Source organism: Micromonospora ferruginea, assembly GCF_013694245.2.
GTDB classification, from domain to species: Bacteria; Actinomycetota; Actinomycetes; order Mycobacteriales; family Micromonosporaceae; genus Micromonospora; species Micromonospora robiginosa.
This window is the reverse complement of record NZ_CP059322.2, coordinates 5,291,449-5,304,945: the sequence shown is the minus strand read 5'-3', so window position 1 is coordinate 5,304,945 and position 13,497 is coordinate 5,291,449. Positions and strand designations below refer to the sequence as shown.

General features: G+C 71.8%; 14 protein-coding genes. 9 read left to right on the top strand and 5 right to left on the bottom strand.

Translation table 11 applies throughout. The annotated features are described in order from the left end of the window. The first annotated feature begins 144 nt into the window (after positions 1–144). From dnaK to H1D33_RS23450, 5 genes are all read left to right on the top strand, one after another. Positions 145–2,022, top strand: a complete 1,878-nt coding sequence (gene dnaK / locus H1D33_RS23470; protein ID WP_181571101.1) for a molecular chaperone DnaK — start codon at positions 145–147, stop codon at positions 2,020–2,022. 48 nt (positions 2,023–2,070) lie between these two features. Further along, positions 2,071–2,823, top strand: a complete 753-nt coding sequence (gene grpE / locus H1D33_RS23465) for a nucleotide exchange factor GrpE (RefSeq protein WP_181571102.1) — start codon at positions 2,071–2,073, stop codon at positions 2,821–2,823. A 79-nt stretch (positions 2,824–2,902) separates the two neighbouring features. Then, the gene (dnaJ, locus tag H1D33_RS23460; RefSeq protein ID WP_181571103.1) at positions 2,903–4,087 is read left to right on the top strand and encodes a molecular chaperone DnaJ; all 1,185 of its coding nucleotides are present in this window, start codon (positions 2,903–2,905) and stop codon (positions 4,085–4,087) included. A 24-nt stretch (positions 4,088–4,111) separates the two neighbouring features. Then, complete coding sequence (locus H1D33_RS23455; protein WP_181571104.1) at positions 4,112–4,552, top strand: heat shock protein transcriptional repressor HspR; 441 nt, start codon at positions 4,112–4,114, stop codon at positions 4,550–4,552. A gap of 175 nt (positions 4,553–4,727) precedes the next feature. Continuing rightward, entirely contained in the window at positions 4,728–4,934 is a 207-nt protein-coding gene (locus H1D33_RS23450) for a hypothetical protein (RefSeq protein ID WP_043327580.1), read from the top strand. 215 nt (positions 4,935–5,149) lie between these two features. Here the strand turns inward: H1D33_RS23450 and H1D33_RS23445 are convergent, their stop codons facing one another. The 4 genes from H1D33_RS23445 to H1D33_RS23430 form a co-directional block, all read right to left on the bottom strand. Further along, positions 5,150–5,578: a hypothetical protein gene (locus H1D33_RS23445; RefSeq protein WP_181571105.1), complete on the bottom strand. Its 429-nt coding sequence runs from the start codon at positions 5,576–5,578 to the stop codon at positions 5,150–5,152. Between the two features lie 169 nt (positions 5,579–5,747). Further along, the gene (locus H1D33_RS23440; RefSeq protein WP_181571106.1) at positions 5,748–6,962 is read right to left on the bottom strand and encodes a cation:proton antiporter; all 1,215 of its coding nucleotides are present in this window, start codon (positions 6,960–6,962) and stop codon (positions 5,748–5,750) included. Positions 6,963–6,967: 5 nt separating this feature from the next. Next, positions 6,968–7,468, bottom strand: a complete 501-nt coding sequence (locus tag H1D33_RS23435) for a cation:proton antiporter regulatory subunit (RefSeq protein ID WP_181571107.1) — start codon at positions 7,466–7,468, stop codon at positions 6,968–6,970. 69 nt (positions 7,469–7,537) lie between these two features. Beyond that, entirely contained in the window at positions 7,538–7,768 is a 231-nt protein-coding gene (locus H1D33_RS23430) for a winged helix-turn-helix domain-containing protein (protein ID WP_181571108.1), read from the bottom strand. 304 nt (positions 7,769–8,072) lie between these two features. On the opposite strand from H1D33_RS23430, the gene H1D33_RS23425 reads away from it, so the two are divergent. Continuing rightward, on the top strand, positions 8,073–8,327 hold the full coding sequence (locus H1D33_RS23425; RefSeq protein ID WP_181571109.1) for a hypothetical protein: 255 nt from the start codon (positions 8,073–8,075) through the stop codon (positions 8,325–8,327). A gap of 56 nt (positions 8,328–8,383) precedes the next feature. On the opposite strand, the gene H1D33_RS23420 is transcribed toward H1D33_RS23425, so the two are convergent. Next, a complete protein-coding gene (locus H1D33_RS23420; RefSeq protein WP_181571110.1) occupies positions 8,384–9,520 on the bottom strand; it encodes an epoxide hydrolase family protein in 1,137 nt (378 codons plus the stop codon). An 82-nt stretch (positions 9,521–9,602) separates the two neighbouring features. On the opposite strand from H1D33_RS23420, the gene H1D33_RS23415 reads away from it, so the two are divergent. From H1D33_RS23415 to H1D33_RS23405, 3 genes are all read left to right on the top strand, one after another. Continuing rightward, positions 9,603–10,247, top strand: a complete 645-nt coding sequence (locus H1D33_RS23415) for a TetR/AcrR family transcriptional regulator (RefSeq protein ID WP_181571111.1) — start codon at positions 9,603–9,605, stop codon at positions 10,245–10,247. Between the two features lie 86 nt (positions 10,248–10,333). Beyond that, a complete protein-coding gene (gene clpB / locus H1D33_RS23410; protein ID WP_181571112.1) occupies positions 10,334–12,925 on the top strand; it encodes an ATP-dependent chaperone ClpB in 2,592 nt (863 codons plus the stop codon). A 114-nt stretch (positions 12,926–13,039) separates the two neighbouring features. Beyond that, on the top strand, positions 13,040–13,417 hold the full coding sequence (locus tag H1D33_RS23405; RefSeq protein WP_181571113.1) for a hypothetical protein: 378 nt from the start codon (positions 13,040–13,042) through the stop codon (positions 13,415–13,417). The last annotated feature ends 80 nt before the right edge of the window (positions 13,418–13,497 follow it).

Below are 13,497 nucleotides of genomic sequence, written 5' to 3'. Positions count from 1 at the left end.
GTCGACTCAACCTCGACTTGCGGTTTGCCGGCGGCGTGGCACTATTGAGTCAAGTTCACTCAACTTGTGGTGTGGCCGCCTCCGGGCGACCCCGCCGGGCAGGCCGTCCGGCCTGCTCACCCGTTACGAAGCGAGGAAGCGAACATGGCACGTGCGGTCGGCATCGACCTCGGCACGACGAACTCCTGCGTCAGCGTTCTCGAGGGCGGTGAGCCCACCGTCATCGCCAACGCCGAGGGCTCGCGGACGACTCCCTCGATCGTCGCGTTCGCCCGCAACGGCGAGGTGCTCGTCGGTGAGGTCGCCAAGCGCCAGGCGGTGACCAACCCCGACCGGACCATCCGCTCGGTCAAGCGGGAGATCGGCACCAACTGGACCGTCGACATCGACGGCAAGAAGTACACCCCGCAGGAGATCTCCGCCCGGACGCTGATGAAGCTCAAGCGGGACGCCGAGGCGTACCTGGGCGAGCAGATCGCGGACGCGGTGATCACCGTCCCGGCGTACTTCAACGACGGGCAGCGCCAGGCCACCAAGGAGGCCGGTGAGATCGCCGGCTTCAACGTGCTGCGGATCGTGAACGAGCCGACCGCGGCCGCCCTGGCGTACGGCCTGGACAAGGGCTCCAAGGAGCAGACCGTCCTGGTCTTCGACCTCGGCGGCGGCACCTTCGACGTGTCGCTGCTGGAGCTGGCCGAGGGCGTGGTCGAGGTCAAGTCGACGAGCGGTGACAACCAGCTCGGCGGCGACGACTGGGACCAGCGGATCATCGACCACCTGGTGAAGACGTTCCGCGGCGAGCACGGCATCGACCTCTCGCAGGACAAGATGGCCATGCAGCGGCTCAAGGAGGCGGCCGAGAAGGCCAAGATCGAGCTGTCCGCGGCCACCACCAGCAACATCAACCTGCCGTACATCACCGCCGGCTCGGCCGGCCCGCTGCACCTCGACGTGACGCTGAGCCGCGCCGAGTTCCAGCGCATGACGCAGGACCTGCTGGACCGCTGCAAGGGCCCGTTCGAGCAGGCCGTCAAGGACGCCGGGATCAAGGTCTCCGACGTCGACCACGTCATCCTGGTCGGCGGCTCGACCCGGATGCCGGCCGTCACCGACCTGGTCAAGCAGCTCACCGGCCGCGACCCGAACAAGGGCGTCAACCCGGACGAGGTCGTCGCCGTCGGCGCCGCGCTGCAGGCCGGCGTGCTCAAGGGTGAGGTCAAGGACGTCCTGCTGCTCGACGTGACCCCGCTGAGCCTGGGCATCGAGACCAAGGGCGGCATCTTCACCAAGCTCATCGAGCGCAACACCACCATCCCGACCAAGCGCTCCGAGGTCTTCACCACGGCCGACGACAACCAGCCGTCGGTGCTGATCCAGGTGTTTCAGGGCGAGCGGGAGATCGCGGCCTACAACAAGAAGCTCGGCACCTTCGAGCTGACCGGCCTCCCGCCGGCGCCGCGCGGCGTGCCGCAGATCGAGGTCACGTTCGACATCGACGCCAACGGCATCGTGAACGTGCACGCCAAGGACCTGGGCACCGGCAAGGAGCAGAAGATGACGATCACCGGCGGCTCCTCGCTGCCGAAGGACGACATCGAGCGCATGCGCCGGGACGCCGAGGAGCACGCCGACGAGGACAAGCGCCGCCGCGAGGAGGCGGAGACCCGCAACGTCGCCGAGGCGCTCCAGTGGCAGACCGAGAAGTTCCTCGCCGAGAGCGGCGACAAGCTGCCGGCTGAGAACCGTGACCAGCTCAACGAGGCGCTCGGCGAGCTGCGCAGCGCCCTCGGCGGGCAGGACATCGACAAGATCAAGGCCGCGCACGAGAAGCTGGCCCAGGTTTCCCAGCAGGCCGGCTCGCTGCTCTACGCCCAGCAGCAGGAGGGCGAGCCGGGTGCCCAGGGCGCTCCGGGCGCCGGCGCGACCGGCCCGGGCGCCGGTGCCGGTGCGACCGGTGGCCCGCAGGCCGGCGGCGCCGACGACGTGGTCGACGCGGAGATCGTGGACGAGGACAAGAAGTGACGATCGGTCCCCGACACGACTCGCACGGCAGAGGGATGAGGTAACCGCATGACGGACAAGCCACGAGCGGCCGACCCGGGCTCCACCGGGTCGGCGCCGGGTGGCTCCCCGGGCGCCGGCAAGGACGCCGGCGACGAGCCGCGGGTCGTCATCCGCGACAAGCGCAAGCTCGGCAAGGTGACCGAGGAGCCGGCGAACGACGCCTCGGCCGCCGACGCCGCCGCCGACGCGCCCGCCGAGGGGCTGGTCGAGGAGGCCGAGGTCGTGGTCGACGAGATCGTCGGCGAGGCCGACGTCTCCGGGCCGCCCGTGGTCGACGCGCCCGCCGAGCCGCACGGGGAGAGCGCCGGCACGGCGGCCCCGCTCGGCGCCGAGCTGGAGTCGCTCCGCGCCGACCTGGAGGAGCGCACCCGCGACCTCCAGCGGGTCTCGGCGGAGTACGCCAACTACCGCAAGCGGGTCGACCGCGACCGCAACCTGGTCCAGGAGCAGGCGACCGGCGGGGTGCTCACCGCGCTGCTGCCGATCCTCGACGACCTGGACCGGGCCCGCGAGCACGGCGACCTGGTGGGCCCGTTCGGCAGCGTGGCCGAGCAGCTCACCGGCGCGCTGGGCAAGTTCGGCCTGACCGCGTTCGGCGAGCAGGGCGACCCGTTCGACCCGACCCGGCACGAGGCGGTGGCCCACCAGACCTCCGCCGACGTGACCGAGCCGACCTGCGTGCAGGTCATGCGCCGGGGCTACCAGCTCGGCGAGCGGCTGCTGCGGCCGGCCCTGGTCGCGGTAGCGGACCCGGAGTAGTGCCGACCCGTGACGTCCCGCCCGCCCCTGTCGGGCGGGCGGGACGACCGGGACTCGACCCGTGGAAGGGGGTGGACCGGTGAGTTCCAAGGACTGGATCGAGAAGGACTACTACGCCGCGTTGGGCGTGGACAAGTCCGCCTCCTCGGACGACATCAAGAAGTCGTACCGGAAACTGGCCCGGGAGTCGCACCCGGACCACAACCCCGGCGACACCGGGGCCGAGGAGCGGTTCAAGACCGTCTCCGAGGCGTACGCGGTGCTCGGCGACGAGAAGAAGCGCCGCGAGTACGACGAGATGCGGTCGCTCTTCGGCTCGGGCGCCTTCCGGCGTGGCGCCCGCGGGGCGGGCCAGCCCGGCGGCACGCCGTTCGACGTCTCCGACCTGTTCGGCGGGGGTGGCGGCGGTGGCGACGCCCGGTTCGGCGGGGGTGGCTTCACCGACCTGTTCAGCACGATCTTCTCCGGCGGCGGCGCCGGTGGCGCGGCCCGCGCGCGCGGCCCGGCCCGGGGCCGGGACGTCGAGGCCGAGGTGGCGCTCGACTTCTCCGACGCGGTCCGTGGCGTGACGCTGCCGCTGACCCTGCGCGCGCCCGGCGTCTGCGACACCTGCCACGGCAACGGCGCGAAGCCGGGCACCCAGCCGGTGGCCTGCCCGGTCTGCCACGGCGCCGGGGTCACCACCCGCAACCAGGGTTCGTTCAGCTTCTCCGAGCCGTGCCGCAACTGCCAGGGCGTCGGCACGATCGTCGAGGAGAAGTGCCCGGAGTGCCACGGCACCGGCGGGGTCACCAAGACCCGCACGTTGAACGTGCGCTTCCCGGCGGGGGTGGCCGACGGGCAGCGGATCCGGTTGGCCGGGCGGGGTGAGCCCGGTGAGCGGGGCGGCCCGGCCGGTGACCTGTTCGTGCACGTGAAGGTCCGCCCGGACGAGCTGTTCGGGCGTACCGGGGACGATCTCACCCTGAACGTCCCGATCACGTACGCCGAGGCGGTCCTCGGCACCGACCTGCGGGTCCCGACCCTGGACGGCACGGTGACCCTGCGGGTGCCGCCGGGTACTCCCGCCGGACGGGTGCTGCGGGCCCGGGGCAAGGGCGTCGTCCGCAAGGACGGCCGCGCCGGTGACCTGCTGGTCACGCTGGACGTGGTGGTCCCGGCGACGGTGTCGGACGAGGCGCGGGCGGCGCTGGAGACCTTCGCGGCGCAGACCCCGCCCGCCGCGCGGGAACATCTCGAAGCGCGGGTACGTCGATTCAGTTGACGGCGGCAGCGGAGGTGAGCGGGCATGTCGGAGGAGTACGCCGGGTCGGGTGACCCGGCCTACGAGGCCAAGATCTTGATGATCTCGGTGGCCGCGCGGATGGCGGGCATGCACCCCCAGACGCTGCGCCAGTACGACCGGTTGGGGCTGGTGCAGCCCGGCCGGGCGGCCGGCGGCGGCCGACGGTACAGCGTCCGGGACGTGGTGCTGCTCCGCGAGGTGCAGCGCCTCAGCCAGGACGACGGGATCAACCTGGCCGGGGTCAAGCGCATCATCGGGTTGGAGCGGCTGCTGGAGGAGGCGCAGCAGCGGGTGGCCCGGCTGGAGGCGGAGCTGGACGCCGCGTACCGGCGGATCGCCGAGCTGGAGTCGCTGGGCGGCTTCCCCCGCGGCGACCTCGTGCCCACCAACCGCACCTCCACCGCGCTCGTCGTCTGGCGCCCCCGCCGCACGCCCGACCGCTGACGTTCCTCGTCCGTACGAAGGCCGGCACGCCCCCAGCCAGCTCGTGCCGGCCTTCGTCGCGTCTGTCCGCGTCCGGTCCGGGTTGCGGAAAGCGGGGTGCGACGAGGTGGGGTGCACTACGCTGCTGATCAGGGATAAAAGCCCTGAAACGGAATCCGGGCTGGCGGGGGGAGCCATGGCGGAACCGGCGAAGAAGGTGGCGGAACGGGCGGAGGAACGGCTGGAGAAGGTGGCCGAGAACGTCCGCGAGCGGTTCGACCGGGTCACCGAGGGTCGCTTCAGCGACAAGGTCAAGGAAGGGCGTTTCGCCGACCAGACCGACCACGGTGTGGACCGGGCGAGGGACGACGAACGCCGCAAGAAGCAGGGCGGATCGACCTGACGATCCGTCGACGTGCGGGCCGGGACCCACGGGGGGTCCCGGCCCGTTCGCCGTCCCGTCCCCCGCCCACCCCACACGTGATCAAGGACTTCACGTCCCTTTCCCGTCGATCTTGGAGTTGTGGCACCTCGATTTTCCCCGCAAAGGGGACATTCCTTGGCACCACAAGTCCAAGATCGACGGGGTGGGGCGGGCGGGGGCGAGGCGAGGCCGGGTTAGAGGCGGCGGTTTTCGCGGACCAGGCCGCCCTCGCACCAGTCCCGGTAGACGAAGAGGTCGGGGCGGGCGAGCAGCACCCGGCTGTTGTGCGCCCAGTTGCGCATCAGGTCGTCGCCGACCCGCTCGGCCTGCTCGACCAGCTTCCGGAAGCGCCGCTTCGGGTGGGCCCGGAAGTTCGTCCGGATGCCGTCGGCGGCGTAGATGTAGAGGCAGTGCAGCGCGAACCGCCGGGCCGGACAGCTCTGGTCCATGGCCAGGTCGAACAGCGTCTGCACCAGATGGTCACCGGCGACCAGCAGGTCCCAGTCCGGCGGCATGGAGGCCAGCGGGACCGAGTCCGGCTGGTAGGCCCAGGCCCGCAGTTCGGCGGGCGAGGGGTCGACCGGGTTGGCGAAGCCGTGGAACGTCTCTTCCTGCACGCTCACCGGCCGACCTTCCGCGTTCGCTGGCGGGGGCGCTGGCCACCCGCGGACCCTGGCTGCTGGGGCGACACGTTAACGCGGTTGGGCGGAGCAGTGGTAGACCTTCCCGGAATCAATTTGACAACCGTTGGCCGGGCCGGACCGCTGAGTCGCGAGTCCGGCCCGGCCGAGGTCAGTCGCCCACCCTCACCTGGGCGGCGGCGGCCCGGGTGGCGGCGGCGCGTTGGCGCAGCCACTGCTTGAACCACGGGGTGTCCGGCAGCCGGGCGAGCAGCGGGCCCGTCACCACCGTGATCAACACGTACGCGGTGGCGAGTGCGGCCAGCTTGGGCTCCACCGGGTAGACGGCGGAGACGGCCAGCCCGGCGATGACGATGGAGAACTCGCCGCGCGGGGTGAGCGCCAGCCCGGCCCGCCAGCGGCCCGGCTCGGCGATCCCGGCCCGGCGGGCGGCCAGGTAGCCGGTGGCCACCTTCGTCGCCATGGTCGTCGCGGCCAGCAGCAACGCCGGCAGCAGCACCGGCGGCATGTCCAGCGGGTTGGTGACCAGCCCGAAGAACACGAAGAACACGGCGGCGAAGAGGTCCCGCAGGGGCGAGAGCAGTTCGGTGGCGTGGTGCGCGACCGGCCCGGACAGCGCGATGCCGACCAGGAACGCGCCGACCGCGGCGGAGACCTGGAGCTTGGCCGCGAGCCCGGCGACGAGCAGGGTCAGGCCGAGCACCCCGAGCAGGAGCGCCTCCGGATCCTTGGCGGAGAGCGCGGTGGAGATCAGGTGCCCGTACCGGATCGCCACGGCCAGCACGACGACCACGGTGAGCACCGCGACGGCGAGCGCGAAGCCGCCCTTGACCAGGCCGACCCCGGCGAGCAGCGCGGTGACCAGCGGCAGGTAGAGGGCCATCGCCAGGTCCTCGATCACCAGGACGGAGAGGATCACCGGGGTCTCCCGGTTGCCGACCCGGCCCAGGTCGCCGAGCACCTTGGCGATCACGCCCGAGGACGACACCCAGGTGACGCCGGCGAGCACCACGGCGGCCACCCAGCCCCAGCCGAGCAGCAGCGCGAAGGCGAAGCCGGGGAGCGCGTTGAACACGGCGTCGATCAGTCCGGCCGGCGCCGCCGAGCGGAGGTTGCCCACCAGCTCGTTGGCGCTGTATTCCAGGCCGAGCATGACCAGCAGCAGGATCACGCCGATCTCCGCGCCGACGGCGAAGAACTCCTCGCTGGCGTTGAGCGGCAGCAGGCCACCGTGCCCGAACGCGAGGCCGGCGAGCAGGTAGAGCGGGATGGGCGAGACGCCGACGCGCCGGCTCAGCCGGCCCAGCAGGCCGAGCAGGAGCAGCAGCGCCCCGACCTCGATGAGCAGGATGGTGGTTTCGTGCATACGCGTCAGCCGTCCGGATCGGTCTCGGCGAGGATCGCCGTCACGCCGTCGAGACCCTGGCGGGTGCCGACCACGACGACCACGTCACCGGCTTCGAACCGGAAGGTGGGGTCGGGCGAGACGTTCACCTCGCCCTGACGCAGCACGGCCACGATGGACGCGCTGGTCCGGGTGCGGGCCTTGGTGTCGCCCAGCCGCCGGCCGACGTACTTGGAGCCGGCCGGGATCACGATCTGCTCGGTGAGCAGCCCGGCGGCCTGCTCGCGCAGCCCGGAGAGCTGACCCAGCATCAGCGACGCGCCGAGGATGTCGGCGAGCGCCTCCGCCTCGTCGTCGGTCAGCGGTATGTCGTGCTGGCAGGAGTCGGGATCGTCCGGGTCGTAGAGGACCAGGTCGCGGCGGCCATTGCGGTGGGAGACCACGCCGAGCCGGCGGCCGGACTCCGTCATGAGGTCATGACGTACGCCGATTCCGGGTAAGGCGGTCTGTTCGACACGTACTCGCACGCCGGTGAGGCTACCTCTGCCCGGCTCATGCTGCTCCCGGGGTCGATCGACCGACCGATCGTCGCGGGATCAGTGGGTGTCGTCGCGGGAGGTGACGTAGGTGCCCTTGCCCTGGTGTCCCTCGACCAGACCTTCGGCCTGAAGGATCAGCAGCGCCGAGCGGACCGGCTCCGCGGAAACCTGGTAGTGCGCGATCAGTTCGCGCAAGGAGGGCAGCTTGTCGCCCGGCGCGTACTCGCCCGAAGCGATCTTGTCTCTGATGTCCTGCGCGATTCTCTGACGGTCCGAAACTCGGGGCATGGCGACAACTCCTGGTAGGCCCCAAGATCTTCCCACGAGCGCGACCGGTCAGCCAACACTTCGCGTGCTAAGCATGCTCACTCCTTGTCATGCAATGCTTTGCATTGTATGTTGACGATGCGGTCGCCGTCGGCGAAATGCCTGGTAGGCAACCGGCCTCCCCGGTTGGCAGCCGTGGTCGGCACGACTGGTCGCGCGGCCAGTCGTGCCGCTCCCTTCATCCGTGAGCCGTCACGAGGAAGGTCAGTGTCTTGCGCAATCTCCTGTCGATCCGGTCCCAGCTCCGGGTAGCCGGACTGTGTCGATGACCGGGCGGTATGTGATCCACCTGCCGGTACGCGCACCCGACCTGGCGCGGGCCAAGATGCTCGGTCGCACGGCCGGCCGGTCGCTCGGCTTTCTCGCCGTGGTCGAGTTGGGCGGGATCACCGTCTCGGCCGAGGACGACCAGTGCGTACGCCACTGGGTGTTCTGCGACCGCCAGCTCGACGGCGGCCGGCGCTGCGTGCTGCGCGCCGACCACCTGACGCCCTGCACCGCGCGCCTCCCCGGCCGCTGACGATCGGGTGCGCCCGCCGCCGCCCGGCGACAGGCGCACCCGACCGTCGGCCGCGCTCAGCGGAGGCCGGCGAAGAACTGCCGGATGTCACCGACCAGCACGTCGGTCGCCTCGTGCGCGGCGTAGTGCCCGCCCACGCTGCCGCGCTCCTCGGGACCGGCCTCGAAGGTGTGCCAACTGACGATGTCGGCGTGGTCCCGGTCGGCGAACCGGCGGATCGACTGGAAGTCGCCGGGGAACATCGCCAGGGCGGTCGGCACCGTGGTCGGCCCGGTCGGCTGCTCGGTGGCGTGCGCGTCTTCCCAGTAGAACCGCATCGACGAGGCGGCGGTGCCGGTGAACCAGTAGATCGCGACGTTGGCCAGCACGAAGTCGGGGTCGAGGCTCTCGTCGAGGAGCTGCCCGTTCCAGGCGAGCAGGCCGACCGGCGAGTCGGCGAGCGCGAACGCGAGGGTCTGCGGCTGCTGGCTGTGCACCTGGTTGAAGGAGAACTTGTTCTCGTAGAACCACTGGAGGTGCTGCAGGGCGGCCTGGTCGGCCTCGGTCAGCCCCTCGAACTCCGCCGGGTCGCCGGACGGGAACGAGAAGAGCTGGGTGACGTGCACGCCGAGCACGTGCTCCGCGTCGAGTCGGCCCAGCTCGGGCGAGACCATCGAGCCGGCGTCGTTGCCGACCGCGCCGTAGCGCGGGTAGCCGAGGCGGGCCATCAGCTCGGCCCAGGCCCGCGCGGTGCGGAACCGGTTCCAGCCGGCGCTGCGGGTCGGACCGGAGAAGCCGAAGCCGGGCAGCGACGGGATCACCAGGTGGAACGCGGGCGCGGCCGGGTCGGTCGGTTCGGTGAGCGGCGCGATCACGTCCAGGTATTCCACCACCGAGCCAGGCCAGCCGTGGGTGAGCACCAGCGGGGTGGCGTCCGCCCGGGGCGACCGGACGTGCAGGAAGTGGATCTCCTCGCCGTCGATCTCGGTGACGAACTGCGGGTGGGCGTTCAGTCGGGCCTCGACCGCCCGCCAGTCGAACGTCTCCCGCCAGTAGGTCGCCAGGGCGCGGACCCGGTCGGTGGGCGTGCCGTAGGCGGCGCCGACGCCCGGCAGCTCGCCCGGCCAGATGGTCCGGTCGAGCCGGGCGGCGAGGTCGTCCAGGGCGGTCTGGGGGATCTCGACGCGGTAGGGGCGGATGGTGGCGTCCGACATGACTGCTCCCTCGGAACGGAATGTTTCGTTCCGTTTTACAGTAGCAGAGCGGAACGATCCGTTCCACTGTTATCCTCAACGCATGCCGAACCCGACCGACGCCCCGCCACTGGCCGGCCGACGAGCGCAGGCGGCGCGGAACGACGCCACGATCCTGGCCGCCGCCCGGGCCGTCTTCCTGGACGATCCGAAGGCCCCCGTCGCCGCCGTCGCCGAGCGGGCCGGCGTCGGCATCAGCGCCCTCTACCGGCGGTACGCCGGCAAGGAGGACCTGCTGCGTACGCTCTGCGACGACGGGCTGCGCCGGTTCGTCACGGCGGCCGAGGAGGCCGCCGTCGAGCCGGACGGCTGGGCCGCGTTCGCCGGCTTCCTGGAGCGTGTGGTCGATGCCGACGTGCACTCCCTCACCGTGCACCTGGCCGGCACGTTCACCCCCACCGAGGAGATGGGTCGCACCGCGGTGCGCGCGAACGAGCTGGTCGAGGCGCTGGTCGAGCGGGCGCGGAGCACCGGGCGGCTCCGGCCGGACGTGGTGCCGCAGGACGTCGGGCTGCTGCTGGAGGGGTGCGCGGCGATTCGCGTACCCGATCCGGAGCGGACCCGGCAGTTGCGCCGCCGCCACCTCGCGGTGCTGCTGGCCGGCCTGGCCGCCCCGGGGCCGGCGCTGCCCGGCCCGCCACCGGCGGCGGGCGAGTTCGACTGGCGGTGGCGGTCCGGCGGCAAGTGACCCGGGTCACACCCCAGGAGTTGAGCGGAATAGACTCAAGTCTGGTTGTGTCGTTCCCAGTGGACACGCCGATCCCGGGGGAGCCCATGAACACGGAACGCCTCACCACCAAGAGCCGCGAGACCATCACCGGTGCCGTCGCGCTGGCGAACCAGCGCGGTCACGCCACCGTGGAGCCCTGGCACCTGCTGCTGTCACTGCTGGACACCGACGGCTCGACCGCCGCGGGCCTGCTGCGCGCCGTCGGGGCCGACCCGGCCGAGCTGCGCCGGGTCGCGCTGCGCTCGGTCGACGCGCTGCCCGCCGCGCGGGGGTCCAGCCTGGCCGAGCCGACCCTGGCCCGCGAATTCGTCAACGCCATCGGCGCCGCCGAGCAGATCGCCCGGCCGCTGGGCGACGAATACACCTCCACCGAGCACCTGCTGGCCGGGCTGGCCCGGGTCGGCGGCGCGGTCTCGGTCGCGTTGAAGAACGCCGGCGCCACCGAGGAGAACCTGGTCGCCGCGTTCCCGACCGTCCGGGGCGGTGACCGGCGGGTCACCACCGCCGACCCGGAGCAGACCTACCAGGCGTTGGCCAAGTACGGCGTCGACCTCACCGCCAGCGCCCGCGACGGCAAGATCGACCCGGTGATCGGCCGGGACTCCGAGATCCGCCGGGTGATCCAGGTGCTGTCCCGGCGCACCAAGAACAACCCGGTGCTGATCGGCGAACCGGGCGTCGGCAAGACCGCCATCGTGGAGGGCCTGGCCCAGCGGATCGTGGCCGGCGACGTCCCCGAGTCGCTTCGGGACAAGAAGCTCGTCTCGCTCGACCTCGGCGCCATGGTCGCCGGCGCGTCTTACCGCGGGCAGTTCGAGGAGCGACTGAAGTCCGTCCTGGAGGAGATCAAGAACTCCGACGGCCAGGTCATCACGTTCCTCGATGAGCTGCACACCGTGGTCGGTGCCGGCAAGGGCGAGGGCTCGATGGACGCCGGCAACATGCTCAAGCCGATGCTGGCCCGTGGCGAGCTGCGGATGGTCGGCGCGACCACGCTCGACGAATACCGCGAGCACATCGAGAAGGACCCGGCGCTGGAGCGCCGCTTCCAGCCGGTGCTGGTCGGCGAGCCGACCATCGAGGACACCATCGGCATCCTGCGCGGGCTCAAGGAGCGCTACGAGGTGCACCATGGCGTACGCATCACCGACGCCGCGCTGGTCGCCGCCGCCGCGCTCTCCGACCGCTACATCACCGACCGGTTCCTGCCGGACAAGGCGATCGACCTGGTCGACGAGTCCGCGTCCCGGCTGCGCATGGAGATCGACTCCCGGCCGGTCGAGGTGGACGAGATCGAGCGGGCGGTGCGCCGGCTGGAGATCGAGGAGATGGCGCTGGCCAAGGAGCCCGACGCCGCCTCCGCCGAGCGCCTGGAACGGCTGCGCAAGGAGCTGGCCGACAAGCGTGAGCAGCTCACCGCGCTCTCCGAGCGCTGGCAGACCGAGAAGAGCCACATCACCAAGCTCTCCACCGCCAAGGAGGAGCTGGAACGACTCGGCGGCGAGGCCGAGCGGGCCGAGCGCGACGGCGAGCTGGAACGCGCCGCCGAGCTGCGCTACGGCCGGATCCCCGCGCTCCAGGGCGAGCTGAGGCAGGCCGAGGAGGAGCTGGCCCGGCTCCAGGCCGACGGCGCGATGCTCAAGGAGGAGGTCGGCGCGGACGACATCGCCGCCGTGGTCGCCTCCTGGACCGGCATCCCGGCCGGGCGGCTGCTGGAGGGCGAGACCGCCAAGCTGCTGCGGATGGAGGAGTCGCTGGGCTCCCGCGTGGTCGGCCAGGCCGAGGCGGTCGGCGCGGTCTCCGACGCGGTCCGCCGCGCCCGGGCCGGCGTCGCCGACCCGGACCGCCCGACCGGCAGCTTCCTCTTCCTCGGCCCGACCGGCGTCGGCAAGACCGAGCTGGCCAAGGCGCTCGCCGGGTTCCTCTTCGACGACGAGCGGGCCATGGTCCGCATCGACATGAGCGAGTACGGCGAGAAGCACTCGGTGGCCCGGCTGGTCGGCGCCCCGCCCGGGTACGTCGGCTACGAGGAGGGCGGCCAGCTCACCGAGGCGGTGCGCCGGCGGCCGTACTCGGTGATCCTGCTGGACGAGGTGGAGAAGGCCCACCCGGACGTGTTCGACGTGCTGCTCCAGGTGCTCGACGACGGCCGGCTCACCGACGGTCAGGGCCGGACGGTGGACTTCCGCAACGCGATCCTGATCCTCACCTCGAACCTCGGCTCGGCGGTGATCAGCGACCTGACGCTGACCGAGGAGGAGCGCCGGGAGGGTGTCCTCGCGGTGGTCCGGTCGCACTTCAAGCCGGAGTTCCTCAACCGGCTCGACGACATCGTGGTGTTCGCCGCGCTCCAGGGCGCGGACCTCCGCGCGATCGTCGACATCCAGCTCGACCGGATGCGCCGCCGGCTCGCCGACCGCCGCCTGGGCCTGGACATCACCGACGCCGCCCGGGTGTGGCTGGCCGAGCACGGGTACGACCCGATCTACGGCGCCCGACCGCTGCGTCGCCTGGTCCAGTCCGCCATCGGCGACCGCCTCGCGAAGGCGCTGCTGGCCGGCGAGATCCGCGACGGCGACACCGTCCGGGTCGACCTGGCGGACACGAAGGACGCCCTGACAATCACCCCCGCCTGACGCCCTCTCCCGGATCCGTCGATCATGAAGTTGGCGGCGCGACACGCCGTCGCTTCCCCGGACAACTTCATGGTCAACAGCGTCAGGTCGGGGTGGAGCGGGCACTAGGAGGGCATGTTGGGGCTGGGGAAGAAAGACCGGGAGTTGGACGCGGCCGTGCGGGAACTCGCCGGGGCGGACACGGTGGCGTTCGGCGGGGTCGGGTTCGCGGGGCAGGTGCTGCCGGCCACGGACGCGTACCGGCACGTCGAGCGGGCGCTCACCGACCACCCGGAGCAGGCCCGGAAGAAGGTCGACCGGCTGCTCCGGGACGGTACGCCCGCCGGAAGGGCCTACGCGGCGACGCTGCTGGAGGCGGTCGACCCGGACGCCGGGCGGCAGGCGTGGGAGCGGCTGCGCGGCGACGACGGTGAGTTCACCACGTTCAGCGGCTGCGTGATGGGCCGGACCACGCTGCGCGACTACGCCACCGAACGCCTGGCCGGCGGCTGAACGTAGCTGACCACACACTCAGCGAACAGCACTTCGTACGGGGTGCGCGGGGTTGTTACCGTCTCCGCCGATGCACGTTG

Coding starts and splice junctions, on each gene's coding strand:
- H1D33_RS23405 (WP_181571113.1), top strand. CDS start 13,040: ATGTTGGGGCTGGGGAAGAAAGACCGGGAGTTGGACGCGGCCGTGCGG.
- clpB (WP_181571112.1), top strand. CDS start 10,334: ATGAACACGGAACGCCTCACCACCAAGAGCCGCGAGACCATCACCGGT.
- grpE (WP_181571102.1), top strand. CDS start 2,071: ATGACGGACAAGCCACGAGCGGCCGACCCGGGCTCCACCGGGTCGGCG.
- H1D33_RS23450 (WP_043327580.1), top strand. CDS start 4,728: ATGGCGGAACCGGCGAAGAAGGTGGCGGAACGGGCGGAGGAACGGCTG.
- H1D33_RS23420 (WP_181571110.1), bottom strand. CDS start 9,520: ATGTCGGACGCCACCATCCGCCCCTACCGCGTCGAGATCCCCCAGACC.
- H1D33_RS23425 (WP_181571109.1), top strand. CDS start 8,073: ATGACCGGGCGGTATGTGATCCACCTGCCGGTACGCGCACCCGACCTG.
- H1D33_RS23440 (WP_181571106.1), bottom strand. CDS start 6,962: ATGCACGAAACCACCATCCTGCTCATCGAGGTCGGGGCGCTGCTGCTC.
- H1D33_RS23430 (WP_181571108.1), bottom strand. CDS start 7,768: ATGCCCCGAGTTTCGGACCGTCAGAGAATCGCGCAGGACATCAGAGAC.
- H1D33_RS23455 (WP_181571104.1), top strand. CDS start 4,112: ATGTCGGAGGAGTACGCCGGGTCGGGTGACCCGGCCTACGAGGCCAAG.
- dnaK (WP_181571101.1), top strand. CDS start 145: ATGGCACGTGCGGTCGGCATCGACCTCGGCACGACGAACTCCTGCGTC.
- H1D33_RS23415 (WP_181571111.1), top strand. CDS start 9,603: ATGCCGAACCCGACCGACGCCCCGCCACTGGCCGGCCGACGAGCGCAG.